The sequence below is a fragment of the Streptomyces sp. NPDC104367 genome (assembly GCF_055583825.1).
Genome location: NZ_JBVJND010000001.1, coordinates 29,943 through 56,011, shown reverse-complemented (window position 1 = coordinate 56,011; position 26,069 = coordinate 29,943). Strand labels below are relative to the sequence as shown.

At 73.7% G+C, this 26,069-nt stretch carries 27 protein-coding genes and 1 pseudogene; 14 read left to right on the top strand and 14 right to left on the bottom strand.

Going from position 1 to position 26,069, the window contains the following annotated elements; genetic code table 11:
• Nucleotides 1-365 precede the first annotated feature (365 nt).
• The gene (locus ACZ619_RS00275) at nucleotides 366-923 is read right to left on the bottom strand and encodes an NAD(P)H-dependent oxidoreductase (RefSeq protein WP_469592402.1); all 558 of its coding nucleotides are present in this window, start codon (nucleotides 921-923) and stop codon (nucleotides 366-368) included.
• A gap of 102 nt (nucleotides 924-1,025) precedes the next feature.
• Between ACZ619_RS00275 and ACZ619_RS00270 the strand changes: the two genes are divergently transcribed.
• Nucleotides 1,026-1,727, top strand: a complete 702-nt coding sequence (locus ACZ619_RS00270) for a TetR/AcrR family transcriptional regulator (RefSeq protein WP_469592400.1) — start codon at nucleotides 1,026-1,028, stop codon at nucleotides 1,725-1,727.
• Here ACZ619_RS00270 and ACZ619_RS00265 read toward each other — a convergent pair.
• Nucleotides 1,681-2,847, bottom strand: coding sequence for an FAD-dependent oxidoreductase (locus ACZ619_RS00265; protein ID WP_469592398.1), 1,167 nt, complete (start codon nucleotides 2,845-2,847; stop codon nucleotides 1,681-1,683). The two genes, ACZ619_RS00270 and ACZ619_RS00265, sit on opposite strands and share 47 nt — an antisense overlap.
• A gap of 9 nt (nucleotides 2,848-2,856) precedes the next feature.
• On the bottom strand, nucleotides 2,857-3,528 hold the full coding sequence (locus tag ACZ619_RS00260) for a TetR/AcrR family transcriptional regulator (protein ID WP_469592396.1): 672 nt from the start codon (nucleotides 3,526-3,528) through the stop codon (nucleotides 2,857-2,859).
• A 136-nt stretch (nucleotides 3,529-3,664) separates the two neighbouring features.
• Here ACZ619_RS00260 and ACZ619_RS00255 point away from each other — a divergent pair, with 136 nt between their 5' ends.
• Together ACZ619_RS00255 and ACZ619_RS00250 are read left to right on the top strand one after the other, a co-directional pair.
• The gene (locus ACZ619_RS00255) at nucleotides 3,665-4,711 is read left to right on the top strand and encodes a LacI family DNA-binding transcriptional regulator (RefSeq protein WP_469592394.1); all 1,047 of its coding nucleotides are present in this window, start codon (nucleotides 3,665-3,667) and stop codon (nucleotides 4,709-4,711) included.
• A 122-nt stretch (nucleotides 4,712-4,833) separates the two neighbouring features.
• The gene (locus ACZ619_RS00250; protein WP_469592392.1) at nucleotides 4,834-6,270 is read left to right on the top strand and encodes an aldehyde dehydrogenase family protein; all 1,437 of its coding nucleotides are present in this window, start codon (nucleotides 4,834-4,836) and stop codon (nucleotides 6,268-6,270) included.
• Between the two features lie 33 nt (nucleotides 6,271-6,303).
• Here ACZ619_RS00250 and trxA read toward each other — a convergent pair.
• Nucleotides 6,304-6,690, bottom strand: a pseudogene (gene trxA / locus ACZ619_RS00245) (thioredoxin); the annotation flags it as partial.
• 129 nt (nucleotides 6,691-6,819) lie between these two features.
• Between trxA and ACZ619_RS00240 the strand changes: the two are divergent.
• On the top strand, nucleotides 6,820-8,247 hold the full coding sequence (locus ACZ619_RS00240) for a dihydrolipoyl dehydrogenase family protein (protein ID WP_469592391.1): 1,428 nt from the start codon (nucleotides 6,820-6,822) through the stop codon (nucleotides 8,245-8,247).
• 91 nt (nucleotides 8,248-8,338) lie between these two features.
• Here the strand turns inward: ACZ619_RS00240 and ACZ619_RS00235 are convergent, their stop codons facing one another.
• Nucleotides 8,339-8,983: a peptide deformylase gene (locus tag ACZ619_RS00235; RefSeq protein ID WP_469592389.1), complete on the bottom strand. Its 645-nt coding sequence runs from the start codon at nucleotides 8,981-8,983 to the stop codon at nucleotides 8,339-8,341.
• 124 nt (nucleotides 8,984-9,107) lie between these two features.
• Between ACZ619_RS00235 and ACZ619_RS00230 the strand changes: the two genes are divergently transcribed.
• From ACZ619_RS00230 to ACZ619_RS00210, 5 genes are all read left to right on the top strand, one after another.
• Nucleotides 9,108-10,520, top strand: coding sequence for a PepSY-associated TM helix domain-containing protein (locus tag ACZ619_RS00230; RefSeq protein WP_469592387.1), 1,413 nt, complete (start codon nucleotides 9,108-9,110; stop codon nucleotides 10,518-10,520).
• A 60-nt stretch (nucleotides 10,521-10,580) separates the two neighbouring features.
• The gene (locus ACZ619_RS00225; protein WP_469592385.1) at nucleotides 10,581-10,997 is read left to right on the top strand and encodes a BlaI/MecI/CopY family transcriptional regulator; all 417 of its coding nucleotides are present in this window, start codon (nucleotides 10,581-10,583) and stop codon (nucleotides 10,995-10,997) included.
• A 6-nt stretch (nucleotides 10,998-11,003) separates the two neighbouring features.
• On the top strand, nucleotides 11,004-11,924 hold the full coding sequence (locus tag ACZ619_RS00220) for a M56 family metallopeptidase (RefSeq protein WP_469592384.1): 921 nt from the start codon (nucleotides 11,004-11,006) through the stop codon (nucleotides 11,922-11,924).
• A 216-nt stretch (nucleotides 11,925-12,140) separates the two neighbouring features.
• On the top strand, nucleotides 12,141-13,439 hold the full coding sequence (locus ACZ619_RS00215; protein WP_469592382.1) for a hemolysin family protein: 1,299 nt from the start codon (nucleotides 12,141-12,143) through the stop codon (nucleotides 13,437-13,439).
• On the top strand, nucleotides 13,436-14,458 hold the full coding sequence (locus tag ACZ619_RS00210; RefSeq protein WP_469592380.1) for a hemolysin family protein: 1,023 nt from the start codon (nucleotides 13,436-13,438) through the stop codon (nucleotides 14,456-14,458). The genes ACZ619_RS00215 and ACZ619_RS00210 overlap by 4 nt, the downstream gene beginning before the upstream one ends.
• Nucleotides 14,459-14,647: 189 nt before the next feature.
• Here the strand turns inward: ACZ619_RS00210 and ACZ619_RS00205 are convergent, their stop codons facing one another.
• From ACZ619_RS00205 to ACZ619_RS00180, 6 genes are all read right to left on the bottom strand, one after another.
• A complete protein-coding gene (locus tag ACZ619_RS00205) occupies nucleotides 14,648-14,995 on the bottom strand; it encodes a tetratricopeptide repeat protein (RefSeq protein WP_469592378.1) in 348 nt (115 codons plus the stop codon).
• A 20-nt stretch (nucleotides 14,996-15,015) separates the two neighbouring features.
• Nucleotides 15,016-15,894, bottom strand: a complete 879-nt coding sequence (locus ACZ619_RS00200; protein ID WP_469592376.1) for an STM4011 family radical SAM protein — start codon at nucleotides 15,892-15,894, stop codon at nucleotides 15,016-15,018.
• A gap of 10 nt (nucleotides 15,895-15,904) precedes the next feature.
• On the bottom strand, nucleotides 15,905-17,242 hold the full coding sequence (locus ACZ619_RS00195) for an STM4012 family radical SAM protein (RefSeq protein ID WP_469592375.1): 1,338 nt from the start codon (nucleotides 17,240-17,242) through the stop codon (nucleotides 15,905-15,907).
• On the bottom strand, nucleotides 17,239-18,054 hold the full coding sequence (locus tag ACZ619_RS00190) for an STM4013/SEN3800 family hydrolase (protein WP_469593239.1): 816 nt from the start codon (nucleotides 18,052-18,054) through the stop codon (nucleotides 17,239-17,241). Before ACZ619_RS00190 ends, ACZ619_RS00195 begins: the two co-directional genes overlap by 4 nt.
• Nucleotides 18,055-18,076: 22 nt before the next feature.
• Complete coding sequence (locus ACZ619_RS00185; RefSeq protein WP_469592373.1) at nucleotides 18,077-19,303, bottom strand: STM4014 family protein; 1,227 nt, start codon at nucleotides 19,301-19,303, stop codon at nucleotides 18,077-18,079.
• 327 nt (nucleotides 19,304-19,630) lie between these two features.
• Nucleotides 19,631-20,590 carry an STM4015 family protein gene (locus ACZ619_RS00180; RefSeq protein ID WP_469592371.1) on the bottom strand — a complete coding sequence of 320 codons (960 nt, stop codon included), beginning with the start codon at nucleotides 20,588-20,590 and terminating at the stop codon, nucleotides 19,631-19,633.
• Between the two features lie 180 nt (nucleotides 20,591-20,770).
• Between ACZ619_RS00180 and ACZ619_RS00175 the strand changes: the two genes are divergently transcribed.
• Both ACZ619_RS00175 and ACZ619_RS00170 read left to right on the top strand, forming a co-directional pair.
• On the top strand, nucleotides 20,771-20,986 hold the full coding sequence (locus ACZ619_RS00175) for a hypothetical protein (protein ID WP_469592369.1): 216 nt from the start codon (nucleotides 20,771-20,773) through the stop codon (nucleotides 20,984-20,986).
• 173 nt (nucleotides 20,987-21,159) lie between these two features.
• Nucleotides 21,160-22,029: a chitosanase gene (locus ACZ619_RS00170; RefSeq protein WP_469592367.1), complete on the top strand. Its 870-nt coding sequence runs from the start codon at nucleotides 21,160-21,162 to the stop codon at nucleotides 22,027-22,029.
• 92 nt (nucleotides 22,030-22,121) lie between these two features.
• Here the strand turns inward: ACZ619_RS00170 and ACZ619_RS00165 are convergent, their stop codons facing one another.
• From ACZ619_RS00165 to ACZ619_RS00155, 3 genes are read right to left on the bottom strand one after another with little or no spacing between them, the layout of a single operon-like run.
• Complete coding sequence (locus ACZ619_RS00165) at nucleotides 22,122-22,928, bottom strand: SAM-dependent methyltransferase (protein WP_469592366.1); 807 nt, start codon at nucleotides 22,926-22,928, stop codon at nucleotides 22,122-22,124.
• On the bottom strand, nucleotides 22,928-23,221 hold the full coding sequence (locus ACZ619_RS00160; protein ID WP_469592364.1) for a DUF397 domain-containing protein: 294 nt from the start codon (nucleotides 23,219-23,221) through the stop codon (nucleotides 22,928-22,930). Before ACZ619_RS00160 ends, ACZ619_RS00165 begins: the two co-directional genes overlap by 1 nt.
• The gene (locus ACZ619_RS00155; protein ID WP_469592362.1) at nucleotides 23,218-24,093 is read right to left on the bottom strand and encodes a helix-turn-helix domain-containing protein; all 876 of its coding nucleotides are present in this window, start codon (nucleotides 24,091-24,093) and stop codon (nucleotides 23,218-23,220) included. Before ACZ619_RS00155 ends, ACZ619_RS00160 begins: the two co-directional genes overlap by 4 nt.
• A 236-nt stretch (nucleotides 24,094-24,329) precedes the next feature.
• On the opposite strand from ACZ619_RS00155, the gene ACZ619_RS00150 reads away from it, so the two are divergent.
• The 3 genes from ACZ619_RS00150 (at nucleotide 24,330) to ACZ619_RS00140 (ending at nucleotide 26,051) form a co-directional block, all read left to right on the top strand.
• Nucleotides 24,330-24,770, top strand: coding sequence for an ATP-binding protein (locus ACZ619_RS00150; protein WP_469592360.1), 441 nt, complete (start codon nucleotides 24,330-24,332; stop codon nucleotides 24,768-24,770).
• A 53-nt stretch (nucleotides 24,771-24,823) separates the two neighbouring features.
• Complete coding sequence (locus tag ACZ619_RS00145) at nucleotides 24,824-25,111, top strand: hypothetical protein (protein ID WP_469592358.1); 288 nt, start codon at nucleotides 24,824-24,826, stop codon at nucleotides 25,109-25,111.
• A gap of 112 nt (nucleotides 25,112-25,223) precedes the next feature.
• Nucleotides 25,224-26,051, top strand: coding sequence for a COG4705 family protein (locus ACZ619_RS00140; protein WP_469592356.1), 828 nt, complete (start codon nucleotides 25,224-25,226; stop codon nucleotides 26,049-26,051).
• The last annotated feature ends 18 nt before the right edge of the window (nucleotides 26,052-26,069 follow it).

The window sequence follows — 26,069 nt, the reverse complement described above, 5'->3', positions numbered from 1 at the left end:
GTGGGCGTGCACATCACTGCGCGGCCACTGCGACGCGGCCGGACGCGACTACGACACCGTCCGCAAGACCATCGCGTACGGCGCCGAGCCGGTCACCGCGGGCGACCTGGACGCCTTCACCCGGGACATCGAGGGGTGCGCCGGGCTCGGCCTCGACACCGTGATCCTCTCCCCGAGGCGTGGTGAGACCTCGGGGTGGATGGAGCGCTTCGCGGCTCCGGCCGTCGAACGGCTCGCCGGGATCGAGTGAGCGCAGGCACACAGCGCACAGCACGCAGCACGCAGCACGCAGCACGCGGGGCGCGGGGCGTGGGACGCGGAAGGGGCCGGAGCCGCAGCTCCGGCCCCTTCCGGCGAGGGGTGCCTCAGGCGGCCACGCCCACGTTGCCGTGCAGGCGGGCGACGACCTCGGTCAGCTGCGCGGCGACCTCGGCGTCGTCGGCCGGGTGGGTCTCGGCGAAGCGGACCACGGAGCCGGGGATGGACAGCTTGACGTCGTCCAGCACCTTGCCGCCCGCGATGCCCACGGCCTTGCGGGTCTCGTCCTGCGCCCACACGCCGCCGAACTGGCCGAACGCGGTGCCGACGACGGCCACCGGCTTGCCGCCGAAGGCGCCGGCGCCGTACGGGCGGGACAGCCAGTCGATGGCGTTCTTCAGGACGGCCGGGATGGTGCCGTTGTACTCGGGGGCGAAGAGCAGGAACGCGTCGGCGGCCTGGGCGGCCTCGCGCAGCTTGGCGGCGGCGGCCGGGACGCTGCCCTCGACGTCGATGTCCTCGTTGTAGAACGGGATGTCGGCCAGGCCCTCGAAGAGCTCGACCTCGGCACCCTCGGGGGCGAGCTTGACGGCCGCCTCGGCGAGCTGGCGGTTGTGCGAACCTGCACGGAGGCTGCCGACGAGCGCAAGGATGCGGACAGACATGGGGAACTCCAAGTGGGGGCGAAACACTGCTGTTACGAATCCGGACCGAGGTCCGGTTAATTTCTAACACCTTAAACGGACCACGGTCCAGTTCTCTTCCCCATGCTTTACGCTGTCTTCATGTCCAGCGCCCTGCCGCCCTTCCCGCAGCACCAGGAGCCCTTCGACGCACCTCAGTTGCTGGAGGTGGGACCCGCCCCCGAGGAGCCGTGCCTGCGCGCGGACGCGGCCCGCAACCGTGCCCGTCTGCTGGAGGCCGCCGCCCGGCTGATCGCCGAGCAGGGGGTGGAGGGCGTCACCATGGAGGCGGTGGCCGCCGCCGCCCAGGTCGGCAAGGGGACGGTCTTCCGCCGCTTCGGCGACCGCACCGGCCTGCTGATGGCGCTCCTGGACCACTCGTCGCGGCAGCTCCAGGCCGACTTCCTCGGCGGGCCGCCCCCGCTGGGCCCCGGCGCCCCGCCGGTCGAGCGGCTGCGGGCGTTCGGCATCGCGGTGCTCTACCGCGCGTCCGAGCAGCTCGACCTCCAGCTCGCCGCCCAGCCCGAGCCGACCCGGCGCTACGTCCACCCCTCCACCCGGGCGCTGCGCACCCATGTCACCGTGCTGCTGCGGCAGATCCAGCCGGAGGCCGACTGCGAGCTGCTCGCCCAGACGCTGCTCGGGTATCTCGACCCGGCGATGATCCACCATCTGACCCGGCAGTGCGGGATGCCGATGGAGCGCCTGGAGGCGGGCTGGAGCGACCTGGTCGCCCGTGTCACGCGGACGGAGCCGCCTCGCCGGCCTGCGGCCGGTCCGCGCTGAACATCTCGACCAGGCCCCGCGGCGAGCCGGCGCTGAACAGCATCGTCCCGGCCTGCGCGGACTGGGTGGCGGCCAGCTCGGCGCGCGGGAACATCGTCGCCTCGTAGGCGGCCAGCGCGGCCTCCGTGTCGTCCGGGTGCGCGGCGAGCGCGAGGCCCAGGTCGGCGCCGTCGATCAGGGCCAGGTTGGCGCCCTCGCCGGCGAACGGCGACATCAGGTGGGCCGCGTCGCCGAGCAGCGTCACCCCGGGCACCCGGTCCCAGCGGTGCCCGGCCGGCAGCGCGTGGATGCGCCGCGGGACCAGCGCGCCCTCGGCGTCGGCGACCAGCGCCCGCAGGCTCTTGTCCCAGCCGTCGAAGCGGTCGAGGACGGCCCGCCCGGCCGCCTCCGTGTCGGTGAAGTCGATCCCGTCCAGCCACTCCTCGGCCGCCTCGACCGCCGCGTACACGTGCAGTCCGCCGTCGCTCTCGCGGTGGGCGAGGAAGCCCCGGCCCGCGCCGAGCGCGAAGAGCATGCCGTCGCCGACGACCTCGGCGCTCACCGGGTGCCGTACGTCCGCGTCCGGCAGGTCCGCCTCGACGAACGACACCCCGCAGTACGCGGGCCGGGCGTCCGAGACCAGCGGGCGCACCCGCGACCAGGCGCCGTCGGCGCCGACCAGCAGACCGGTGGTGAAGGAGGTGCCGTCGGCCAGTGACACCTCGTGCCGGCCGCCGCCGAGCGGACGGGCGCCGGTGACCCTGGCACCCCAGCGGATCACGCCCTCGGGCAGCGAGCCGAGCAGCAGTGCCCGCAGATCGCCCCGGTCGATCTCCGGGCGCCCGCCGGTGCCGTCGTCGCCCTCCTCGAAGCGGACCCGGGCGTCGTGGTCCAGGACCCGCACGGCCTGGCCGCCGGTGTGCACCCGGGCGAGGAACGCGTCGTGCAGGCCGGCCGCGCGCAGCGCCCGCTGGCCGGACTCCTCGTGGATGTCGAGCATGCCGCCCTGGGTGCGGGCGGCGGGGGAGGCGTCGAGGTCGAACACGGCGGCCTCGATGCCGTGCACGCGCAGCACCCGGGCGAGGGTGAGCCCGCCGAGTCCGGCGCCGACGATCGCGATCGGGACGTGGGGAGTGGACATGCTGGTCTCCTAGGGGTGCGCTTCGGGTACGGCGGTGTGCTCGATGCCGTTGATCAGGGCCTGGAACGCCCAGGACACGCGGGCCTCGGGCGCCCCCGCGAGGAGCAGCCCCGAGGCGGCGGCGATGTGCGGGTGGGTCCGCTCCGACACCTCGCCCAGTGCGCGGCCGAGGGCGTCCCAGTCCTCCCCGGGGGCCCCGCCGGCGTGCTCGGCGGCGGTCGAGGTGGCGTGCTGGAGCAGTACGTCGACGCCCCAGGCGGCCCGGTCGCGCTCCACCCCGCCCTCCGCGAGCAGCCCCAGCAGGGTCTCGATGAGGTTCAGGTAGTGCGGGCCGCTCGGCCAGGCGGTCAGCGCGGAGCGGGCCAGGCTCGGGTACTCCAGCAGCATCCGGGTGTAGCCGAGGAGCACCCGCTCCAGCCGCTGCCGCCAGTCGCCGTCCGCCGGGACCGGGGTCAGGGTGCCGAGCAGCTCGTCCAGGACCGCCGCGTGCAGCTCGGCCGTGTTGCGGACGTAGACGTAGAGCGAGGCCGGGCCGGTGTCGAGCTCCTGCGCGAGGCGCCGCATGGTGACCTTCTGGAGTCCCTCGGCGCGCAGCACCTCCACGGCGACGGTCACGATGCCCTCCCTGCTCAGGGCGGGCTTGGCGGGACGCTCGCGGCGGGAGCGGGGCGTTGCTGTCATGCCACGACGATAACGAACATGTTCGTTGCGAACAAGTACGTGACGAACATGTTCGTGAAAGTGTCTGCCGAACCCAATTCGTCCAACGGTGAACCACCTTGACCCGCCGCTCCCGCCGCCCCGGCCTTCTGCCAAGATGCCGTACGTCATGGTGCAGATTCCGAAAACGCCCTCGGCGGTGTCGCCGGCACCGCGCTCGGTCCCCACGAGCGCCGACGTGGCCCGCCTGGCCGGCGTCTCGCGCGCGACCGTCTCCTACGTGCTGAACAACACCAGCGCCGTAAGGATCAGCGAGCCCACCCGCCGCCGTGTCCGCGAGGCCGCGAAGGAGCTGGGGTACGTGCCCCACGCGGCCGCCCGCAGCCTGCGCGCCGGGCACAGCCGCATGGTCCTGATGCCCGCCCCGGCGATCCCGATGGGTCCCCTGTACGGGCGGTTCATCAACGAACTCCAGTGGGCGCTCGGCCGCCTCGACTACACGGTCGTCCAGTACGGCACCGTGGGCCTGCGCGGCGACGAAGCCGCACGTGCCTGGGCCGAGTTGAGACCGGTCGCGGTACTGGTGCCCGGTGGCGAGCTGGCCCCGGACGGCGTCGCGGTCCTCAAGCGGGCCGGCGCCCGTGCCGTGGTCACCCTCGGCCCCGAACAGGTCGACGGCGCCCACGCGTTGCTGATGGACCACGACGCCGTGGGCCGCTGCGCCGGAGCCCATCTGCACGCCCGGGGCCGGCGCCGGATCGGGGTGGCCGTTCCGGAGGAACCCGGCCTCGAGGCCTTCTCCCGGCCCCGGCTCGCCGGTGTGCGCGAGGCCCTGCGCGGCACCGACGCCACGGTGACCGAGTTACCGCTCGCCTACAGCGAACAATCGGCGGCCGAACTCGCCTCGCGCTGGCGCGAGTTGGGGCTGGACGCGGTGTTCGCGTACAACGACGAGTACGCGATGCTGCTGATGCGCGCCCTCCAGGACGAGGGGGTGCGCATCCCCGAGGACACCGCCGTGGTCGGCGCCGACGACCTGATGCTCGGCAGGCTGCTGCGGCCCCGGCTCTCCACCATCCACATCGAGCTGCCCTCCGGGCGCGACCTGGCCGAACTCGTCGACCGCGCGGTGCGCGACCCCGGCACCGCGCCGGAGACGCACAAGGTGCTGGGCGCCTCCGTGGTGCGGCGCGAGTCCAGCTGATGGGTGACCCTGGTCGGGGGCGGTGCTTTTCCGGAGCCCCTGGCTAGGATGTTGCGCGCTCAACCAAACGGCTCATGGGTGCGCCGTGAGCCGCGCAACCCCGGTGATCGATCGGAGCCGTCATGCCGCTGCTCGACCCGAAGACCTGGCAGGCCACCCCCCTGTCCGGCCCCCAGCACGCCGTCACCGAGCCCGCCACCGGCGACACGCTCGGCACGGTCGTCCTCGCCGCCCCCGCCGACGTCGCCCCGGCCGCCGCGACCGCCCGGGCCGCCCAGCGCGAGTGGGCCCGCGCACCCCACTTCGTCCGGGCCCAGGTCCTGCGCCGGGCGGGCGACCTGTTCGGCGCGCACGCCGACGAACTGCGCGCATGGCTGGTCCGGGAGTCCGGCTCCATCCCCGGCAAGGCCGACTTCGAACTGCACGTCGCCGCCCAGGAGTGCTACGAGGCCGCCGCCCTCGCCTCCCGCCCGGCCGGCCAGGTGCTGCCCAGCGAGGCGCCCCGGCTCTCCTACACCCGCCGGGTCCCGGTCGGCGTGGTCGGGGTGATCGCGCCGTTCAACGCGCCGCTGATCCTCTCCATCCGCTCGGTCGCGCCCGCGCTCGCCCTGGGCAACGGGGTCGTCCTGAAGCCGGACCCGCGCACCGCCGTCTGCGGCGGCCTCGCCCTCGCCGCGGTGTTCGCCGAGGCCGGGCTCCCGGAGGGGCTGCTGCACGTCCTGCCCGGCGGCGCCGACACCGGCGCGGCGCTGGTCGAGGACCCGCTGGTGCCGGTCGTCTCCTTCACCGGGTCGACCGCCGCGGGCCGTGCGGTCGGCGAGGCCGCGGGCCGGCACCTCAAGCGCGCGCATCTCGAACTCGGCGGCAACTCCGCCCTGATCGTGCTGGAGGACGCCGACCTGGACGCCGTGATCTCCACGGCCGCCTGGGGATCCTTCTTCCACCAGGGCCAGATCTGCATGACCACCGGACGGCACCTGGTGCACGCCTCCCTCGTCGAGGAGTACGTCGAACGGCTCGCCGCCAAGGCCGACTCGCTCGCCGTCGGCGACCCGCACCGCGAGCAGGTCCACCTCGGGCCGATCATCGACGCCGGCCAACTCGCCAAGATCCACGGCCTGGTGGAGTCCAGCACCGCGCAGGGCGCCCGGCTCGCCGCCGGCGGCACCCATCAGGACCTCTTCTACCGGCCGACGGTCCTGGCCGGCGTCGACGACCGCACGCCCGCCTACGCCGAGGAGGTCTTCGGGCCGGTCGCGCCGGTCCGCGCCTTCGCCGACGCCGAGGAGGCGGCCGCCCTCGCGGCCGACAGCTCCTACGGACTCTCCCTCGGCATCGTCACCCGGGACACCGCGCGCGGCCTGGACCTGGCCGAACGCATCCCCACCGGCATCGTCCACATCAACGACCAGACCGTGAACGACGAGGCCGTGGCCCCGTTCGGCGGAGTCGCGGCCTCCGGCACCGGAGCCCGGTTCGGCGGCGAGGCCAACCTGGAGGCGTTCACGGACGTGCGGTGGACGACCGTACGGCCGGACGCGGCGACCTATCCGTTCTGAACCGCGTCACCCTTCCGCTCCCGCGACAGGGTGTCACTCGCTCCGGGCGGCGCCCTGCTGCTCGGCGAGGCTCTTGCGGACCTCGTCCATGTCCAGCTTGCGGGCCTGGCCGATCACGTCCGTCAGAGCGGCCTCCGGCAGGGCGCCCGGCTGGGCGAAGACGGCGACCTGGTCGCGGACGATCATCAGGGTCGGGATCGACTGGATGTTGAAGGCCGCGGCCAGCTCGGGCTGGGCCTCGGTGTCGATCTTCCCGAAGACCAGGTCGGGGTTGGCCTCGGCGGCCTTCTCGTAGACCGGGGCGAACATCCGGCAGGGCCCGCACCAGGACGCCCAGAAGTCGATGAGAACGAACTCGTTCTCGGCGACCGTCCGGTCGAAGTTCTCCTTGGTGAGCTCCACGGTGCTGCTCATGCGTGATTCCTCTTCCTGCCGCGGGGGCGTCCCGGTGTGGGGCGAACCGTCCGCACAACACGGCCGGTCCGGTCGCTATTCCGCGACGCACGTACCCGTGTGGCCCGAGCGCACACCACCCGCGAGACTGACCCCATGACGGAAACGGAATCCATCGCTTACGACGTAGTGGTGCTCGGGGCCGGGCCCGTGGGGGAGAACGTCGCCGACCGCACCCGCGCGGCCGGTCTCACCACGGCGGTCGTGGAGAGCGAACTCGTCGGCGGCGAGTGCTCGTACTGGGCGTGCATGCCCAGCAAGGCCCTGCTGCGCCCGGTGATCGCCCAGGCCGACGCCCGCCGCCTGCCCGGACTGAGCCAGGCGGTCCAGGGCCCCCTCGACACCCCCGCGGTCCTCGCCCGCCGCAACTACTTCACCTCGGGCTGGCAGGACGACGGCCAGATCGCCTGGCTGGACGGCATCGGCGCCGACCTCCACCGCGGGCACGGCCGCCTCGCCGGCCCCCGTACGGTCACCGTGACCGGCGCCGACGGCACGGTCACCACCCTCACCGCGCGGCACGCCGTCGCCGTCGCCACCGGCACCCGCGCCCAACTGCCCGACCTGCCCGGACTTGCCGAGGTCGGCCCCTGGACCAGCCGCGAGGCCACCAGCGCGCAGGAGGCGCCGGGCCGGCTGATCGTGGTCGGCGGCGGTGTCGTCGCCACCGAGATGGCCACGGCCTGGCAGGCGCTGGGCTCCCGGGTCACCCTGCTGGTGCGCGGCAAGGGGCTGCTGGGGCGGATGGAGCCGTTCGCCGGTGAACTCGTCGCCGAGGCGCTGGTGGAGGCCGGCGTCGACGTCCGCACCGGTACCTCCGTGCGGTCGGTGACCCGGGAGAACGGCACCGTCGTGGCGGTGACCGACGGCGGCGACCGGATCGAGGCCGACGAGATCCTCTTCGCCACGGGGCGGGTTCCGCACACCGACGACATCGGTCTCGACACGGTGGGGCTGGAGCCGGGCTCCTGGCTGCCGGTCGACGACAGCCTCCTGGTCGAGGACACGGACTGGCTGTACGCCGTCGGCGACGTCAACCACCGGGCGCTCCTCACCCACCAGGGCAAGTACCAGGCCCGGATCGCGGGCGACGTCATCGCCGCGCGGGCGGCGGACGCGCCGCCGCTGGACGGGGCGTGGGGCGCGCACGCCGCCACCGCCGACCACGAGGCCGTACCGCAGGTCGTCTTCACCGACCCCGAGGCCGCCGCGGTCGGGCTGTCCCTCGCGGAGGCGGAGCAGGCCGGATACCGGGTGCGCGCGGTCGACGTCGAGTTCTCCTCCGTCGCCGGGGCGGGGCTGTACGCCGAGGGGTACAGGGGCCGCGCCCGGATGGTCGTCGACCTGGAGGCGGAGATCCTGCGGGGCGTGACGTTCGTCGGGCCCGGGGTCGGTGAGCTGATCCACTCCGCGACGGTCGCGGTCGCGGGTCAGGTGCCGGTCAGCCGGCTGTGGCACGCGGTGCCCTCGTACCCGACGCTGAGCGAGGTGTGGCTGCGGCTCCTGGAGGCGTACCGGGGGTAGGGCCGAGGGGGGCGGGGGCGCGACCGTTCACTGGCGCGGGTTCGCTGTGGCTGGTCGCGCGGTTCCCCGCGCCCCTTCGCGGGCGCTTCCCCTAAGGGAGTGGGAAGCCGAGGGAGTCGGCTGCTTCCCTGGGGGTCGGCTGGAGCCAGCGGGTCGTCATGGCTTCGGCGGAGGAGAGGGAACGCAGTTCCGCGCGGTCCAGGTACAGCGTGCCGTCGAGATGGTCGGTCTCGTGCTGGACGATACGGGCCGGCCAGCCCGTGAACCGCTCGTCCACGGCCTTGCCGTGCTCGTCCTCGGCCCGCAGGCGCACCTCGGTGTGCCGGGCCACCACCGCCTGCCAGCCCGGCACGCTCAGGCAGCCCTCGAAGAACGCGGCACGGGCGGTGCCGAGGGGCTCGTAGACCGGGTTGACGAGGACCCGGAACGGCTGCGGGGTACGGCCGCGGACCACCGCCACCTCCTCCGGCACCGTCGCCGGGTCCTCGATGACCGCGATGCGCAGCGGGACGCCGACCTGGGGCGCGGCCAGGCCCACGCCCGGCGCCGCGTGCATGGTGACGCGCAGCGCCTCGACGAACCGGGCCAGCAGGGCCGGGGACAACTGGCCGTCGTACGGCTCGGTCGACTGCCGCAGGACCGGGTCGCCGGCCGAGACGATGGTCAACGCGCCTCCTGGAGCGAGGAGTTCCTCGATCCGCTCGGCAAGGGGTGCGTGATCACGGGGAGATGCCATCGCGCCAGGATGCCATGGAGCGAGGTGTGACGCGGGTCACTTCACCTGGCGGGAACTCGGTCCGGCCGAGCCCCGACTACTGGACCGTCACCGCTCAGACACGAGTCCCCGGAGAAGCCCGCCGATGTCCACCGCTCCCCCGGCCACCACAGACGAGGCCCCGCAACCCACCGCCCCGGCCGCCTCCCCGAGCCGCTGGGCCCCGTTGCGCCCCCTCGTCCTGCGCCTGCACTTCTACGCCGGCGTCCTGGTCGCCCCCTTCCTGCTCGTCGCCGCCACCACCGGCCTGCTCTACGCGCTCTCCTTCCAGGCCGAGAAGCTCGTCTACGCCCACGAGCTGACCGTCCCCGTGGGCAAGGCGGAGCTGCCGGTCTCCGAACAGGTCGCCGCCGCCCGCAAGGCCCACCCCGAGGGAACCGTCTCCGCGATACGCCCCGCACCCGAGGCGGACGCGACCACCCGGGTGCTGCTGTCGGGCGTGAAGGGCGTGAACCCGGACCACACCCTCGCCGTGTTCGTCGACCCGTACACCGGCAAGGTCCGCGGCGCGCTCGAACAGTACGGCTCCTCCGGCGCCCTGCCGCTGCGCACCTGGATCGACGAGCTCCACCGCGACCTGCACCTCGGCGAAACCGGCCGGCTCTACAGCGAGTTCGCGGCGAGCTGGCTGTGGGTGATCGCGGGCGGCGGCCTGGTGCTCTGGTTCTCCCGGCGCCGGGCGCTGCGCAAGGTCCGCGGCACCAGCGGCCGCCGCCGCACCCTCGGCCTGCACGGCACCGTCGGCGTCTGGGCGGCGGCCGGCTTCGTCTTCCTCTCGGCGACCGGCCTGACCTGGTCCACCTACGCCGGCGCCACCATCGACGAACTGCGCACCTCCCTCGGTCAGGCCACCCCGTCGGTGTCGGCTGCCGCGAGCGGCGGCGAGCACGCCGGGCACGGCACGGCCGCCGGGACCGGCGGTGACGCCGAGCACGGCGTCGGCCTCGACAAGGTCCTCGCCGCCGCCCGCGCCGAGGGGCTCGGCAACCCCGTGGAGATCGTCCCGCCCGCCGACGCCGACAGCGCCTACGTCGTCCGGCAGGTCCAGCGCAGCTGGCCCGAGAAGCAGGACGCGGTGGCCGTCGACCCGAACACCGGCGAGGTGACCGACGTCCTGCGGTTCGCCGACCACCCGGTGCTCGCCAAGCTCACCCGCTGGGGCATCGACCTGCACACCGGCATCCTCTTCGGCATCGTCAACCAGCTCGCCCTCGCCCTGCTCGCCCTCTCGCTGATCCTGCTGATCCTGTGGGGCTACCGGATGTGGTGGCAGCGCGGCCGCGGCTCCGCCTTCGGCCGCCCGATCCCGCGCGGCGCCTGGGCCGAGGTCCCGCCGTACCTCCTGGTCCCGGCGATGGCGGCGATCGCCGTGCTCGGCTACTTCGTCCCGCTGCTCGGCATCCCGCTCGCCGCCTTCCTCGCCGTGGACATCGTCCTCGGGGAGCTCGCGCACCGCCGCGGGCAGCGGACGTACAGGAGCGGGTCCGGCGTGAAGTAGCGTGGGAAGACACGCCGACGCGCGTGTCACCACACGCGGACGCCGGAGGGAGACGGGACCATGACGCGAGCCCGGCGGGGGCAGGGCGAGCTGGAGGGGCAGGTCCTCGGCGCGCTCCGGGAGGCCGACGGCCCCGTCACGGCCGCCTGGGTGCAGGACCGGCTCGGCGGGGACCTCGCCTACACCACCGTGGTGACCATCCTGACCCGGCTGCTCGCCAAGGACGTCGTCGCCCGCGAACGCCGGGGCCGCTCCTTCCTGTGGACGCCGACCGCCGACGTGGCCCGGCTCGCGGCCCTGCGCATGCGCCGCCTCCTCGACGGCGAACGGGACCGCGAGGCGGTGCTCGCCAGCTTCGTCACCGCCCTGCCGCCCGGTGACGAACGGGTGCTCCGGGCGCTCCTGGAGACCGCGGGGCCGGGCCCGGCGAACGCCGGGAACACCGCGTTCACCGACCACGGCGGTACGGAGGACTGACCGCCCATGGGGCTCTTCGTCCTCCTGCCGCTGGTCCTGCCGCTGTCCGCGTGGCCGGTCGCCCGGCTCGCCGAGGGACGGCTGCACCCGCGCACCGCCACCCGGCTGCTCACCGCGGTCGCCCTGGTGATGGCCGTGTGCAGCACGCTCTGCCTGGCCCTGCTGATGGTGGTCGGCACCGCCCAACTGCCCGGCAACCCGCTCCCGGACGGCTGGTCCGACCCGGAGGTGCGGGCCGCCGTACCGCACGACGAGATCGTGGGCCGCGCCGCCATCCCCGCCCTCTGCGCGGTCGCCGTGCTCTGCGGGCGCACCCTGCACCGGCACCGCCGGGTCGTCCGCCCGGCCCGCCGGGCGCTCGCCGCGCTGCCCGGCCGCGAGGTCGCCGTCCTGCCCGACAGCGTCCCCTACGCCTACGCGCTCCCCGACCGGATCGTCGTCACCACCGCGCTCCTGGACGGCCTCACCCCCGGCGAGCGCCGGGCCCTGTTCGCCCACGAACGCGCCCATCTCGCCGCCCGGCACCACCGCCACCTGCTCGCCGTGCACCTCGCGGCCCGCGCCAACCCCTTCCTGCGCCCGCTGCGCACCGCCGTCCTCTACACGGCCGAGCGCTGGGCGGACGAGGAGGCGGCCCGCACCGTGGGGGACCGGCGCACCGTCGCCCGGGCCATCGGCAAGGCGGCGCTGCTGTCCACCGGCACCCCGGCGCCCACCCTGGCGGCGCTGGCCGCGACCGGACCGGTGCCGCGCCGGGTCGCCGCGCTGCTCGGCCCCGCCCCGGTGGCCAGGGACTGGCCGTCGGCGTTCACCACGGCCGGCCTCGCCGTCTGGGGCGCGGCCGCGGGCGCCCTCGCGTCGGCGATGTCCTCGGCCAGCTCGGCGGTCACCCTCGTGCTGATCCTGCGCGCGGCCACCCCGCTCTGACCCGCACCGCCCCTGACCCGTCCCCGGTCCGCCCCGCCGCGGCGAAACCCACCAGGTCGCGGGGGAACCGCGGCGCGATCACAATCGTTGCCAGGACAGAACCCACCACCCAAGGAGTGCCTTCTTGTCCGCCAGACCGACGGACCCCCCGGGCCACAGTCCCGGACCATCCCGCCCCCATGACTCGTATCGCGGCACCCGGCGGGATGGTGTTCGATGAGTGCCGTTCTCGGCCTGCTGGCCGTCCTCGTCCTGACCGCCGGTACCGGCTACTTCGTCGCGCAGGAGTTCGCGTACGTCGCCGCCGACCGGCTCGCCCTCGCCCGTGAGGCAGAGGCGGGCGACCACCGCGCCGCCCGCGCCCTGACGGTCCTGGAGCGCCTCTCCTTCATGCTCTCCGGCGCGCAGCTCGGCATCACCGTGACCGGCCTGGTCGTCGGCTTCCTCGCCGAACCGTCCGTGTCCGCGCTGCTCGGCCCCGCCCTGACCGGCGTCGGCGTCCCCGAGGGCGCGGCCGACGGGATCTCCCTGGTGCTGGCCTTCGCCATCGCGACCGTCGTGCAGATGGTCCTCGGCGAACTGGCCCCGAAGAACCTCGCCCTGGCCGTCCCGGAGCGCCTCGCCAAGTCGCTGGCCGCCTCCACCCTCGCCTATCTGAAGGTGGTCGGCCCCGTCGTCCGGCTCTTCGACGGCGCCGCCGACCGACTGCTGCGCAAGGTGGGCATCGAACCCGTCGAGGAACTCCACCACGGCGCCACCCTGGAGGAACTCGGCCACCTCATCGGCGAGTCCCACGAGCACGGCGAACTGCCCCGGGTGACCGCCGATCTTCTCGACCACGCCCTGGAGTTCACCGACCGCACCCTGGACGAGGTGATGGTCCCGCGGGTGGACGCCGTCTTCGTCCGCAAGGACGCCGGCGCCGCCGAGGCCGTCGAACTCATCGCCACGCACGGCCACTCCAACTACCCGGTCCTCGGCGACCACCCCGACGACGTGGCCGGTGTCCTCGGCGTCCGCGAACTGCTGCGCGCCAAGCCCGACGAACGCGCCGGCGACCTGGCCCGCACCCCGCTGCTGCTCCCCGACACGCTGCCGCTGCCGGACGCGGTCGCGCAGATGCGGGCGCGCGGCGACGAGTTCGCGGTCGTCCTGGACGAGCACGGCGGGGTCGCCGGCATCGTCACCTACGAGGACATCGCCGAGGAACTGGTCGGCGACATCGCCGACGAGAGCGACACCGTCACCGAGATCGCGGTCCGCGACGGCGACGGCTGGCTCGTCGACGCCGGCCGCCGCCTGGACGAGGTGGCCGAGGCCACCGGCGTCGAACTGCCCGAGGAGGAGGACTACGACACCGTGGCCGGCCTCATCGTCGACCGGCTCGGCCGCTTCCCGGTCGTCGGCGACCGCGTCACCGTCGGACTCGCCGCCGGCACGAAGGCGTCCGTCGAGGTCCGCACCCTGGACCGGCACGTGCCGGACCGGGTCCGCGTGGTGGAGGAGCAGGCATGAGTTTCCCGACGGCGCTCTTCGTCACCGTCCTGCTGCTGATCGGCAGCGGCTTCTTCGTGGCCGCCGAGTTCGCCCTCGTCGCCGCCAAGCGGCACCGCCTGGAACAGGCGGCCGCCGCCGGGCAGCGCGGTGCCAGGGCGGCTCTGGCCGGCATGCGCGAGCTGTCGCTGATGCTGGCCGGCGCGCAGCTCGGCATCACGGTCTGCACCCTGGGCCTCGGCTCGGTCTCCAAGCCGGCCATCTCCCACGAACTCGACCCGCTGCTGCACCGCCTGGGCCTGCCCAGCGCGGTCAGCTACGGCGTCGCGTTCGCCGTCGCCATGATCGTGGTCGTCTTCCTGCACATGGTCGTCGGCGAGATGGCCCCCAAGTCCTGGGCCATCGCCCACCCCGAGCGCTCCGCGATGTTGCTCACCCCGCCGTTCCGGGCGCTGATCCGCGCGGTCCGCCCGCTGATCGTCGTCCTGAACAGGGCGAGCAACGCGCTGGTGAGGCTCTGCCGGGTCGCCCCGCGCGACGAGCTGGCCTCCGTGCACAACCGCGAGCAGCTCACCCACCTGGTCGCCGAGTCCGAGCGGCTCGGTCTGATCAGCAAGGAGGACTCGGAGCTGATCACCAGCTCGCTGACCGAGCCGGAGCAGCCCGTCGGCGCCCTCCAGGTGCCGGCCGGCCGGATCGCGTCCGTGTCCGCGGCCGCCGATCTCGACACCGTCCTCGACACAGCCCGGGCCAGCGCGCACACCCGGCTGCTGGTGCTCGGCGAGGGCGACGAGGTGCTCGGCTCCGTGCACGCCCGCGACGCGCTGGTGGCCCGGGCCCGGGGCCGTACCGTACGGGCCGGGGAGCTGGCCCGGCCGGTGCCCTCGCTCGCCGCGGACGACCGGCTCGCGCACGCCGTGGAGCAGCTCCGCGCGCACCGCGCCTCGCTGGCCGTGGTCCGGGACGCCACGGGCCGCCTGACCGGCCTGGTCAGCCTCGACGACCTGCTGGCCCGCCTCCTGGAACCCACGACCGCCTGACGACCCCGCAGCGTGCGACACGGTCGCGCGCGGTGGGACACGCCCGGGCGCGGTGTGACACGGCGGGACACGGCCGGGCACGGCGGAGCGTGGCGGGGCACGGCCCCGTACGGCGGGGCACGGCCCCGCGTGGCGGGGCACGGCGAAGGGCCCCGGAGTTCGCATCGGCTCCGGGGCCCTTCGGCCGTCTCACTCCTCCGGGAAGTCACCCGCCAGCGCCGAGGCGATCCGCAGGTGCGGCTGCGCCTCCTCGTGCCGGGACAGCCGCTGGAGCGTGCGGCCCAGCATCAGCCGGGCGTAGTGCTCCACCGGATCGCGCTCGACGATCGCCCGCAGCTCCGTCTCGGCCCGGCTCAGCTGCGCCGAGTGGTAGTAGGCGCGCGCCAGCAGCAGCCGGGGCCCGGTCTGCTCCGGCACCTCCTCGACCAGCCCGGCGAGCACCCGCGCGGCGCCCGCGTAGTCCTTGGCGTCGAAGAACAGCCGCCCGCGGTCCCAGCGCTCGGAGTGCGTTCCCTGGTCGTAGTACGTCGTCTCCACTCTGACCTCCTTCGACGCCCTCAACCCAGCAGGTTGGTTGAATATTCCACTACCTGGGGGTGGGCCGGGATGCGCTCCAGGACCCCGCCCGCGAACACGTCGTAGAGCGGCAGCGTCTCCAGATGGACATAGCCGATGTGGCAGTCGCAGCTGGTCAGCGGGCAGGCCCGGGGACGCAGCGCGGCCCGGTAGGAGCCGTCGTAGAGGTTGCCGAGCGGCGCGGGGACGAAGTGGCAGCGGCGGACCGTGCCCTCGCCGTCCACGGAGATCACCGACTCGCCGGTCCGGCAGGGCAGCCCCGCGCTGGCGTGCGGATGCCGGCTGTAGGGGAAGAGCGGGTCGAGGGCCGTCCACAGCTCCGCCTCCGCGTCCGGGTAGGTGCGGCCCTCGGCCGCGTTGACCCAGAGGTAGACGTGCCCGGGCAGGTCCGCGCGCAGCCGCCGGGCCGCTTCGAGGTGTTCGGGCAGGCCGACGATCCCCACGCTGAAGCGGACGCCCCGGCCGGCGAGGTCGCGGCACTTGCCGAGGAACCGCTCGTAGGGGGTCTGGCCCGGGTGGTACGTGCACCACAGGGCGATCGTGTCCGGGTCGGCGTCGGCCAGCCAGTCGGTGCGGCAGCTCAGGTTGGTCTGGATCGCCACCCGGCGGACGTGCGGGAGCCGGGACAGCTCGGCGAGGGTACGCCGGTACCAGGAGCGGACCAGCCCCTCGCCCCAGGGCGTGAACAGGATCGAGAGACGGTCCTCGGTCTGCGCTTGGGCCCAGCGGGCGAAGCGGTCCAGCGCGGCCCGGTCCGCGCGGAGCTGGTCGCCGGTGTCGCGCCGCTTGGCGAACGGGCAGTAGGGGCAGTCGTAGTCGCAGGAGGCGAGCGGGCCGCGGTAGAGCAGCGTCAGGTCCATGGCCGGGCACTCACTTCCGCTCGTAGGCGGCCATCGCGGACCGGACCGCGGGGGAGAACAGGACCGGGCCGATCGCGTCGGAGTGGGCGAGGCCCTCGGGGGTGAGCCGCAGGACGGCGCCGTCGTCGGTGAGCCAGCCGCGGTCGGCGAAGCGGCCGAGTTCCGCGGCGAAGTGGCCGGCGGGCGCGGCCCCGAAGCGGCTCCGGTAGTCGTCGTGGCGCAGCCCCTCCGCCTGGAGCAGGGACTGCAGCAGATGACGCCGTCGTGCCTCGTCGGCGTCGATACGGCGGCCGATCTCGGCGTGCGCGAAGTCCCCGGCCGGACGCGCGACGTAGTCGTCGACGATCCCGCGTATCTCGTGCATGTCCACGGCGTAGTCGAAGGAGTAGTGCAGGCCCGCGGTGTACGAGCGGGCCCCGCAGCCCAGGCCGATCATGCCGTCGGTCTGGCAGGCGTAGTCGTCGGCGCCCTGCGGCGGGGCGTCGGCGCGGCGGAACATGCGCATGGACTGCTGGTCGTAGCCGTGGCCGAGGAGGTGGTCGCGGCCCGCCCGGTACAGGCGCAGGCGCTGGGCGTCCCAGGCCGGGTCGGAACCGGCGGCGGTGCGGCGGCCGAGCCCGGTGAGGGGGCGGACGTACAGCGGGTAGAGGTACAGCTCCTCGGGGTGCCAGGCGAGGGCCGCGTCCAGCGAACGCAGCCAGGTCTCCTCGGTCTGGCCGTCGATGCCGTAGATCAGGTCGATGTTGAGGACGGGGATGCGGGCCTCGCGGACCCGGGACAGGGCCGCCTCCACGTCGGCGCGGCGCTGCGGCCGTACGGCGGCCCGTGCCTCGGTGTCGACGAAGCTCTGCACCCCGAGGCTGAGCCGGGTGGCGCCGCGCTCGGCGAGGACGGCGAGCCGGTCGGCGGTGGCGGTGGCCGGCGAGGCCTCCACCGACAGCGGTACGGCCCGCAGGTCGGCGCCCATCCGGTGCTCGGCGATGTCGCACAGCCGGGTCAGCTCGGCGGCGGTGAGGAAGGTGGGGGTGCCGCCGCCGAAGGCCGCCGTGGCGAACCGCGTCTTGTCCGCGTCCCCGAGCGCCTCCCGTACGGCCGTTGCCTGGCGCTCCAGCGCGTCCAGGTAGGCACCGGTCAGGCCGTCGGGGGCGCCGATGCGGGTGAAGAGGTTGCAGAAGCCGCAGCGGACCTCGCAGAACGGGATGTGGAGATAGAGGGAGAGCGCGTCCTTCGGCTCGCCGGCCCACAGGTCGCGCAGCGCGGGGCGGTCGGCCAGACGCCGGTAGGCGGTCTTGTGCGGGTAGGCGTAGACATAGCTCTGGTACGGGCTCGCCGCGGTCGCGGTGGTCATCGGGCGGCCTCCGCCGGGTCCAGGAAGAAGTGGGCGTACGGCACGGTCCACACGGACTCGTGGCCCAGGCGGTGGCCGGTGTAGCCGTCGTCGCCGTAGGCGGTGCCGTGGTCGGAGCAGACGATCGCGAAGCAGCGGCGCCGGCTGCTCGCGGCGGCGAACAGGCGGCCGATGTGCCGGTCCACGTACTCCAGGGCGGCCGCGTGCGTGGCGCGGCTGTCGCCCGCCTCGCGGGTCGCGCCCGGCAGGTGGAACCAGTTGGGCTGGTGCAGGGCCGAGACGTTGACGAAGAGGAACAGCCGCTGTTCGTGCGGGAGTTCGCGCACGATCCGCTCGGCGCGGGCCACCTGGTTCTCGAAGGAGTGCGGTGAGGTGACGCCGAACTCCGGCTCCCAGTGCGCCTCGTGGAACATCCCGGGCAGGACGGAGCCCAGCGGACCCTGCTTGTTGAAGAAGCCGACGCCGCCGACGCACACGGTGCGGTAGCCGGCCCCGGCCAGACCGGAGACGAGGTCCGGGGTGTCGTACACGAAGGTGCCGCCGGCCGTGGTCTCGCTGCCCGCGAAGTTCGCCGCGAAGAGCCGGGGGTGCGGGCCGGGGGCGGCCGGGGTCGGCAGGAAGCCCGCGAAGATCGCCTGGTGGGAGGCGTAGGTGAAGCTGCCCGGGGCGTGCCGCTTCTCCCAGGCGCCGCCGGGCAGATGGCGGGAGAGGTGGGGGAGGCGGCCCTCGGCGGCGAGTTCCGCGGCGACGTCGTGGCGCAGGGTGTCGAGGGTGACGAGGAGCAGGTCGTGACTGCCGACCACCTCGTTCATGTCGGGCTCGGTCTTGGCCGGTTCAGCGGCCGGGGCGGGCGAGGTCATGCGGGGTTCCTTCTGGGTACGGGTGGTGCTTGTCGTACGCGTGGTGCTTGTCGTACGTGTGGTGCCTGTCGTACGGGTGGTGCTCGTGCGGTGGGAGGGTGGGCGGGCCGAGGGCGGCGCGGACCTGGGCCGCATACGTGTCCAGGCCCTCCGCACCGCTGCCGGGCAGTCCGGTGAGGCGGGGCAGCAGGTCGCCGAAGGCGTTCACCTCGCCGACGGCCGCCCGGCGCCAGCCGACGGCCGGGAGCAGGTCGACGCCGACGCACAGGGTGCGCGGGAAGCAGGCGGCGGCCCGCTCGCAGACGCCGAGCACGTCGGACCAGGCGGCGCCGGACGCCTCCACCGCCGCGCGGGCCGCGTCGAGGTCGCCCCGGCCGCCGCCGAGATGGAGGTTGGTCAGCGGGGAGCGGCTGGTGCGCACCACCGCGTGGGTGGCCCGGCCGGCCACCACGACGACCCGCAGGTCGGCGGTCCGGCCGTGCTGGGCGGCCTTCGGCAGCCAGCGCTCCAGATGCAGCCCGTCCGGTGCGAGCGCGTCGACGATCGCCGCGATCTCCGCCTCGCGCTCGTAGCGGCGCACCCGCAGGGAGTTGTGCAGGGCGCCGTCGGCCGCGCGCTCCACCGAGGTGGTCGCCCGGATCCGGCCGCCGCCCGCCGACTCCACCGCCAGCACGCCGGACGCGGACGAGCCGTGCGCGGGCTTGACGAAGAGCCGGGGCATCCGGTGCTCCCGCATCAGCGCCCGCACGTCGTCCCAGCCGCGGACCGGGGCCGCGGCCGGGCCCGAGGTGGGCGAGGCGGGCACCGGTACCCCGGCCGCGTCCAGCACGGCGTGGCAGCGGCGCTTGTCGAAGAGCACGGCGAGGTCGTCCGGGTCGGCGAGCCGTACGCCGCCGCGCAGGGTGCCCAGCGCGGCGACGAACCCGGCGTACCAGCGCGCCGAGCCCTCGACCCGGGTCGGCTCGCGGTCGCCGCGCAGCAGCCGGTCGACCTCGGGGTCCTCACCGGGGGAGTCGATCCGCACGATCTCCCCGGCGCCGAACCGGGCGCCGCCGTCCCGCAGCACGTCGAGCCACGGGACGACGCGCGGTGCGGGCAGCCCGGCCGCGCGGACGGCGTCGGCGAAGAGGGTGACGCGCCGGTTCCCGGGATTCCCCACCACCGCGAACCGACCGCCCCCCTCACCCGTCGACGAACCCACGACCCACCCCGCCCCCACCCACACGACCGCCCGAGACGACGCCGCCCGGTCGGCGATCGAGGCCCGCACGAACGCCCCGGACCGCGTCGCCGATTCCGCCCGAGCGGTGACCGAATCCGACGGTGGCGCCGGCCGTGCCCGCACAGCCGACGTCGAGCGTGCGGCCGGCTTCGACGGGGATGACGGCCCCGACCGCGTGTCCGGCCTCGACCGCGTGTCCGGCCCCGACCGTACGGCCGTCGGTCCGGGCCCTGGTGTCTCCGTCGGTCCGCTTCCGTGGTGGAGCGGGTCGTGGGGGGCCGGGGTGGGTTCGGGTGGGCACGGCGGTCACTCGCCCACGGCGACGTACCGCCATACCGTGCCGTCGTCTTCCTTGTCCTCGTCGGCGTCGTCGCGGTCGAGGTCGATCTCGACGCCGACGGGCTCCAGGGCCGACCGCAGGCGGTTCCGGAGCGGCTCGGTCACGTAGTTGTGGTGCAGGTCGAGCTTCTTGAGGTGGACGAGCGGGCGGCCGTCGAGCAGCGCCGTGGCCCCCTCGTCGGTCAGCACGCCCATCGACAGGTCCAGCACCTCCAGCCGGTCCAGGACGGGGGAGTCGGCCACGGCCGCCGCGACGGCGTCCTGCACCTCGCTGTTGCGCAGCGCGAGATGACGCAGGCTCGGCAGCCGCTCACCGGACAGGATGCCCGCGAGGTCCGCGGCCTCGCTGTCGCCGCCGTAGTCGGACGTGCCCAGCCACAGGTCGAGCTGCTCCAGGGCGGGCAGGTCGCTCTCGCCCACCGCGCGCACCACCTGGGCGGGCAGCCCGCCGCTCTCCATGGTCAGCCGGCGCAGCGCGGTGTGCCGTACCGCCGTGAGGCCCAGGCCCGAACCGCCGCGCACCCCGAACTCCTCCAGCTCCGGGAAGCCTTCGAGCAGCGGGGTGACGTCGGTCTGGTTGATCCAGGAGATCTCGCACTCCTCCATCACCATGTCGCCGAGGAAGATCGCGCGCAGCGCCGGCAGCCGGTCCCGCGCGGCCAGCAGCGCCTCGATCACGTCGGACGGGTCGCTGTCGTACGCCTCCTGCCAGGCGCCGACTATGAGCGCCCGCACCCGGGTGGGGTCGACGGCGGCCAGGAAGCGGGCGAACGCCACCGCCCAGTCCTCGTCCGCGTCGTACACGTCGCTGGTGATCCGCCACGCGACCGACTCGGCGTCGGGGAGCCGGTCCGTCGGCGCGCCGGGACCGGGGAAGGCGTACGCGGGCAGCCGGTAGAGGGCCTTGAGGTGTTCGTTGATGGTCATGCGGCTGCTCCTGTGCGGGAGATGAGGACTCTCGGTGATGATCGCAGTTCTACCAAGCCGCACTGACAACGCGGCATCCGTTCGGCGAACTGAGCGGGGGGAGGACGGGAGGCGGAGCGGGGCCCGGCCGGAAGTCACGGCCGCCGCATGACCGGCCGCCGCGGGGGGCATGCGGTAACCATGGAAGGCGCGCCTGTGATCGTGCAGCCGCCGGGCCCCGACGGCGGCCGGCGGGTCACCATCCGCGGGGAGTACGCCGGCACCGCGTACCACCTGCTCGACGTCGTCGAGTTCCTGCGCCGGGCGGATCTGCCCGAGGTCAGCACGACCGTCGACGACCCCGGCCTGATCGAGTGGCGGGGCATGGGGCCGTGGGCCTGGACGGCGGCGGAGTGAGGCGCGCCGCGGCGGGGCGCGGCTGAGCCGTCTCCGACGGCACTCCTTGTTCGACCCTACGAACTTTTCGCGTGACGGGTACACATCACTGACTGGCTCTGATAGGAAACCTTCCTATCGGTTCATCGGCCCACGCCGACCCCCACCCCCCCCACCCCCCTTCAGGAGTCCCTGTGAGGCACCCGGACAATCCCCCGAACCCCACGGCCCCGATCCCCACGGCCCCGACCTCGCGCCGCGCTCTGCTCGCCCTGCTCGGCGCCTCCGCCGTCGGAGCCGGGGTGTTGCCGCTGCGTCCCGCGCACGCCTCGGCCGCCGCGCCGGCCGCGAGCTGCGCGGGGCTCGACGACCCGGCGAAGAAGGAGATCGCCATGAAGCTGGTGTCGAGCGCGGAGAACTCCTCGCTCGACTGGAAGGCGCAGTACGGGTACATCGAGGACATCGGCGACGGCCGCGGCTACACCGCGGGGATCATCGGCTTCTGCTCGGGCACCGGCGACATGCTCGACCTCGTCCGGCTCTACACCGACCGCAAGCCCGGCAACGTGCTCGCCGGGTACCTGCCCGCGCTGCGCCGGGTGAACGGCACCGACTCCCACGACGGCCTCGACCCGGACTTCCCCGCCGCCTGGCGCAGGGCGGCCCAGGACACCGCGTTCCAGCAGGCCCAGAACGACGAGCGCGACCGCGTGTACTTCGACCCGGCGGTCGGGCAGGGCAGGACGGACGGGCTGGGCACGCTGGGACAGTTCGCCTACTACGACGCCGTCGTCATGCACGGCGACGGCGACGACCCGACCGGCTTCCGCAGCATACGAAAGCGCGCTCTCGCCGAGGCGAGGCCGCCGGCCCGGGGCGGCGACGAGACGGCGTACCTCGACGCCTTCCTCGACGCCCGCGTGTGGGCCATGGAGCAGGAGGAGGCGCACAGCGACACCACCCGGGTCGACACCGAGCAGCGGGTCTTCCTGCGCAAGGGCAACCTGTGCCTGGACACCCCGCTGGACTGGAAGGTGTACGGCGACAGCTATCACATCGGCTGACCGCTGCCCCATCGGCCGATCGCCCCGGGCTGTCGTACCGCACCCCCATGCGGTACGACAGCCCAGGGGCTCCCCCCTCCCGGAAAAAAGCGCTACGGCTTGATGCCCACCCCGGTCCACAGGCTGACCTCCGCGTCCGTGGCGGACGGCTCGGTGTCCGGGCGCCAGCGGTGGCCCACCGAGACGCCGGGGTCGAGCAGTTCGAGCCCGTCGAAGAACCGCGCCACGTCCGCGCGCGAGCGGAACTGCACCGGGGTCCCGGCGTTGTTGTAGATGTCGGTGACCTTCTGCCAGGTGCCCGGGTCGAAGTCGGGCGTGCAGTGGCTCAGGGCGAGCGCGCTGCCCGACGGCAGTATGTCCAGCAGCCGGCTCACGATCCCGTACGGGTCCTGGGCGTCCGTGACGAAGTGCATCAGCGCGTTGAGGGACAGGGCCACCGGACGGCCGAGGTCCAGCACCTCCGCCAGCTCGGGGGCGTCGATCAGCGACTGCGGGTCGTTGACGTCCGCCTCTATGTAGGTGGTGCGGCCCTCCGTGGTGCTGCGCATCAGCCGCTCGGCGTACTTGAGGACCAGCGGGTCGTTGTCCGCGTACACCACCCGCGCCTCGGGGACCACGGACTGCGCCACCTGGTGCAGGTTCGGCTCGGTGGGGATGCCGGTGCCGATGTCGAGCCACTGCCGGATGCCGTGCTCCCGGGCGAGCACCCGGGTGGCCCGGTGCATGAAGGCGCGGTTCTCGCGGGCGCAGACGAAGATGCCGGGGTAGGCGGTCGCCACGTTCTCGGCGGCCAGCTTGTCGACCTCGAAGTGGTCCTTGCCGCCCAGGTAGTAGTCGTACATGCGGGCGGAGTGGGGCCGGCTGGTGTCGATGTCCCGCGCCGCGGGCGAGTTGGTCATCATGAACCTTTCAGAGGAGTGCGTGGGGGAGTACGGCCGGTGGTGAGATGGTCGGCGAGACCCCGCTTGACCCCCGCGACGAACGCGGTGATCTCCTCCGGGGTGTAGATCAGCGCGGGGCCGGCGGGGTCGGTCGACTGCCGCAGCGCGATCCGGCCGTCGGCGAGCTGCTTCGTCTGCACGCACTGGCCTCCGTTGGGACCGCTCCAGGGCGACTCCCAGCCCTGCTCCCCTAGGTCCGCGGCGGGCATGCCGTTGTACACGTCGTTGACACTGCCGTCGATGAGGGTCATGCGTACTCCTTGCGCATGCGGTTCAGGAGCGCCCTGCTGTGCGTGTCGGAGGTCAGCAGGGACATGCGGTTGTGCGCCTCGAGATGGGCGACGACGTCGGAGCGCTGGTCCAGGTACATCGCGCCGGAGAGGATCTCGCTGTACACGACGTCCGGGAGTTCGGGCTCCTCGAAGCGGAAATACGTGAACGGGGCGCAGGCGCCCACATGGGCACCGGCGGTGAACGGCACCACGTCGACGCTGACGTGCTCCAGCTCCATGACCTCCAGGAGCCGTTCGATCTGCTCCCGCATCACCTCGGGGCCGCCGACCACGCGGTGCAGGACGGCCTCCTCCATCACCACCCACAGCGTGGGCGCGTCGGACCGCTCCAGCAGGGCCTGCCGGCGCAGCCGCAGGTCGACCCGCCGGTCCAGGTCCTCGTCGGTGTCGTTGGGAAAGCCGCCGCCGAGCACGGATCGCGCGTACGAGCGGGTCTGCAGGAGGCCCGTGACGTAGTGCGGCTCGTAGGTGCGCAGGGTCTTCGCCCCGGTCTCCAGGCTCACGTAGGCGCTGAACCAGGTGGGCAGCACATCGCGGTAGGTGTGCCACCAGCCGGGCTCGTTGGCCCGCTCGGCGAAGGCGACGAACTCGTCCATCTCCTGTTGGTCGGCGCCGTAGGTCTCCAGCAGTTTTTCCACGTAGAGGGGCTTGAGGGCCACCTCGGCCTTCTCCAGCCTGCGGATGGTCAGCGGGGTGACCCGAAGCGCCCGAGCGGCGTCCTCCAGCGACACCCCCGCGCCCTGGCGCCGCTCCTGGAGCCTGCGGCCCAGGATCATGCGCAGCACGGTGGGCGCGCTGTTGCTGCCCGCGCTCGAACGGCCTTCGCTCACGCCCTTACCTCCTGAGGGACTGTCACCACCACGAGTGTGACAGGCACTTGATGAACCGACCAGACCGATAGCCGCATCCTGAAATTATCAGGGAGTCGGTTGCAGCCTGAACTTGCGTACGAGCATAGTTACTTGAGTAAATCGCGTTCACGTTCACGGGCAACTTCCGGCTCCAGTGCGGACGTTGCTCGGCGCTGCCTGCTCCCCCCGCGTCCGCCACCCGGAAGGCAACCACCGTGTCCCCCCACACGATCCCCTCCCGTGACCTGTTAGACGTAGCCGCCCCCGACCGGGCGCACTGGATCGAGCTGCCGTCCCACCGCTCCAGCATCAGGGTCGCCCGCCGGTCGATGAGAGCCCGGCTGGCCGAGTGGGACCTGCCCGGCGAACTGTGCGAGGACGCGGTGCTGCTCGTCTCCGAGCTGGCCACCAACGCCGTCATCCACACGCTGAGCGTGCGCATCCTGTGCGGGATCGGCCTGGTCGCCGACGGCTGTCTGCGGCTGGAGGTGCACGACCACGACTACTCGGGCCGCGGCCTGCCCCGGCGCGATCCGGGCCCCGACGACGAGGGCGGCCGGGGACTGCTGCTCGTCGAGCAGCTCGCCGACTCCTGGGGCGTCGACCGCTCCAGGCTCACCAGCGGCCACGCGGTGTGGGCGACGCTGGTGGCGTGACCGGGGCCCGGGGCGGTACCGCGGCCGCTCCGCCCCCGCTTATGATCTTGGTCGTGACTGTGCAGAACACTGACAAAACGACGCCTTCCCGTAAGCAGCGACTCCAGGAGAAGCAGCGCCGCCAGCTCGCGGTGGTCGACACCGTGGACAAGGCCGAGGTCAAGGTCCGCAAGGCGGAGGCCGAACTGGCCCTCGCCGTCGCCGAGGCGGTCCAGGCGTTCGGCGACGAGCGCTCCGCCTCCGAGGGGCTCGACATGCCGGTGGAGGCCATCCGCCGGTTCGTCGGCATCGCCGCGCACGAGAAGGTCATGGCGGAGGCCGCCGAGACCGCACCGGTGTGAGACCGCGGCCGCGACCCGGGTCGCGGCCGTCCTCCCGGCCCGCCGGCTGCCGACCGTCCCCGCGGCCGGCAGTCAGGATGCGTTCAGGTGGGGCGTGGCACGGTCGGGCCCCATGACATACGAGACATCACAGACCCCCGCGTCCCCGGCCGCCGCCTCCGGCCCGGCCCCGCGCCCCCGGCCGCGCTGGAACAAGGTGCCCGAGGTCACCGTCTACTTCTGGGTCATCAAGGTGCTGTGCACGACGGTCGGGGAGACCGCCGCCGACCTGCTGAACGAGAAGGCCGGGCTCGGCCTGACCGGTGTGTCGGCGCTGATGAGCGCCCTGCTGGCGGTCGTCCTGGTGGCGCAGTTCCGCACCGGCGCCTACCGGGCGGGCGTGTACTGGTCGGCCGTCGCCCTGATCAGCGTCGTCGGCACGCTGATCAGCGACAACCTCACGGACAACATGGGGGTGCCGCTGGAGACCAGCACCACCGTCTTCGCGGTCGTCCTCGCCGTCGTGTTCGTGGTCTGGTACCGCCGGGAACGGACGCTGTCCATCCATCACATCGACACCACCGGCCGTGAGTCCTTCTACTGGCTGGCCGTGCTGTTCACCTTCGCCCTCGGCACCGCGGCCGGCGACCTGGTCTCCGAGCGGATGGACCTCGGCTACCGGCTCTCGGCGGTCCTGTTCGGCCTGGCCATCGCCGCGGTCGCGCTCGCGCACTTCAAGCTCGGGCTGGACGCGGTGTGGAGCTTCTGGATCGCCTACGTCCTCACCCGCCCGCTCGGCGCCTCCGTCGGCGACTACCTCTCCCAGCCCACCGGGGACGGCGGACTGGGCCTGGGCACCGTCATCACCAGCGCCCTGTTCCTCACGGTCGTCCTCGGCCTGGTCGTGTTCCTGTCCGTCACCCGGAAGGACGCGGCACCGGTGTCCCGGCACCCGGCCTGAACACCCGCACGGGAGACG

Coding starts and splice junctions, on each gene's coding strand:
- ACZ619_RS00275 (WP_469592402.1), bottom strand. CDS start 923: ATGTCTGTCCGCATCCTTGCGCTCGTCGGCAGCCTCCGTGCAGGTTCG.
- ACZ619_RS00270 (WP_469592400.1), top strand. CDS start 1,026: ATGCTTTACGCTGTCTTCATGTCCAGCGCCCTGCCGCCCTTCCCGCAG.
- ACZ619_RS00265 (WP_469592398.1), bottom strand. CDS start 2,847: ATGTCCACTCCCCACGTCCCGATCGCGATCGTCGGCGCCGGACTCGGC.
- ACZ619_RS00260 (WP_469592396.1), bottom strand. CDS start 3,528: ATGACAGCAACGCCCCGCTCCCGCCGCGAGCGTCCCGCCAAGCCCGCC.
- ACZ619_RS00255 (WP_469592394.1), top strand. CDS start 3,665: ATGCCGTACGTCATGGTGCAGATTCCGAAAACGCCCTCGGCGGTGTCG.
- ACZ619_RS00250 (WP_469592392.1), top strand. CDS start 4,834: ATGCCGCTGCTCGACCCGAAGACCTGGCAGGCCACCCCCCTGTCCGGC.
- ACZ619_RS00240 (WP_469592391.1), top strand. CDS start 6,820: ATGACGGAAACGGAATCCATCGCTTACGACGTAGTGGTGCTCGGGGCC.
- ACZ619_RS00235 (WP_469592389.1), bottom strand. CDS start 8,983: ATGGCATCTCCCCGTGATCACGCACCCCTTGCCGAGCGGATCGAGGAA.
- ACZ619_RS00230 (WP_469592387.1), top strand. CDS start 9,108: ATGTCCACCGCTCCCCCGGCCACCACAGACGAGGCCCCGCAACCCACC.
- ACZ619_RS00225 (WP_469592385.1), top strand. CDS start 10,581: ATGACGCGAGCCCGGCGGGGGCAGGGCGAGCTGGAGGGGCAGGTCCTC.
- ACZ619_RS00220 (WP_469592384.1), top strand. CDS start 11,004: ATGGGGCTCTTCGTCCTCCTGCCGCTGGTCCTGCCGCTGTCCGCGTGG.
- ACZ619_RS00215 (WP_469592382.1), top strand. CDS start 12,141: ATGAGTGCCGTTCTCGGCCTGCTGGCCGTCCTCGTCCTGACCGCCGGT.
- ACZ619_RS00210 (WP_469592380.1), top strand. CDS start 13,436: ATGAGTTTCCCGACGGCGCTCTTCGTCACCGTCCTGCTGCTGATCGGC.
- ACZ619_RS00200 (WP_469592376.1), bottom strand. CDS start 15,894: ATGGACCTGACGCTGCTCTACCGCGGCCCGCTCGCCTCCTGCGACTAC.
- ACZ619_RS00195 (WP_469592375.1), bottom strand. CDS start 17,242: ATGACCACCGCGACCGCGGCGAGCCCGTACCAGAGCTATGTCTACGCC.
- ACZ619_RS00190 (WP_469593239.1), bottom strand. CDS start 18,054: ATGAACGAGGTGGTCGGCAGTCACGACCTGCTCCTCGTCACCCTCGAC.
- ACZ619_RS00180 (WP_469592371.1), bottom strand. CDS start 20,590: ATGACCATCAACGAACACCTCAAGGCCCTCTACCGGCTGCCCGCGTAC.
- ACZ619_RS00175 (WP_469592369.1), top strand. CDS start 20,771: ATGGAAGGCGCGCCTGTGATCGTGCAGCCGCCGGGCCCCGACGGCGGC.
- ACZ619_RS00165 (WP_469592366.1), bottom strand. CDS start 22,928: ATGACCAACTCGCCCGCGGCGCGGGACATCGACACCAGCCGGCCCCAC.
- ACZ619_RS00160 (WP_469592364.1), bottom strand. CDS start 23,221: ATGACCCTCATCGACGGCAGTGTCAACGACGTGTACAACGGCATGCCC.
- ACZ619_RS00140 (WP_469592356.1), top strand. CDS start 25,224: ATGACATACGAGACATCACAGACCCCCGCGTCCCCGGCCGCCGCCTCC.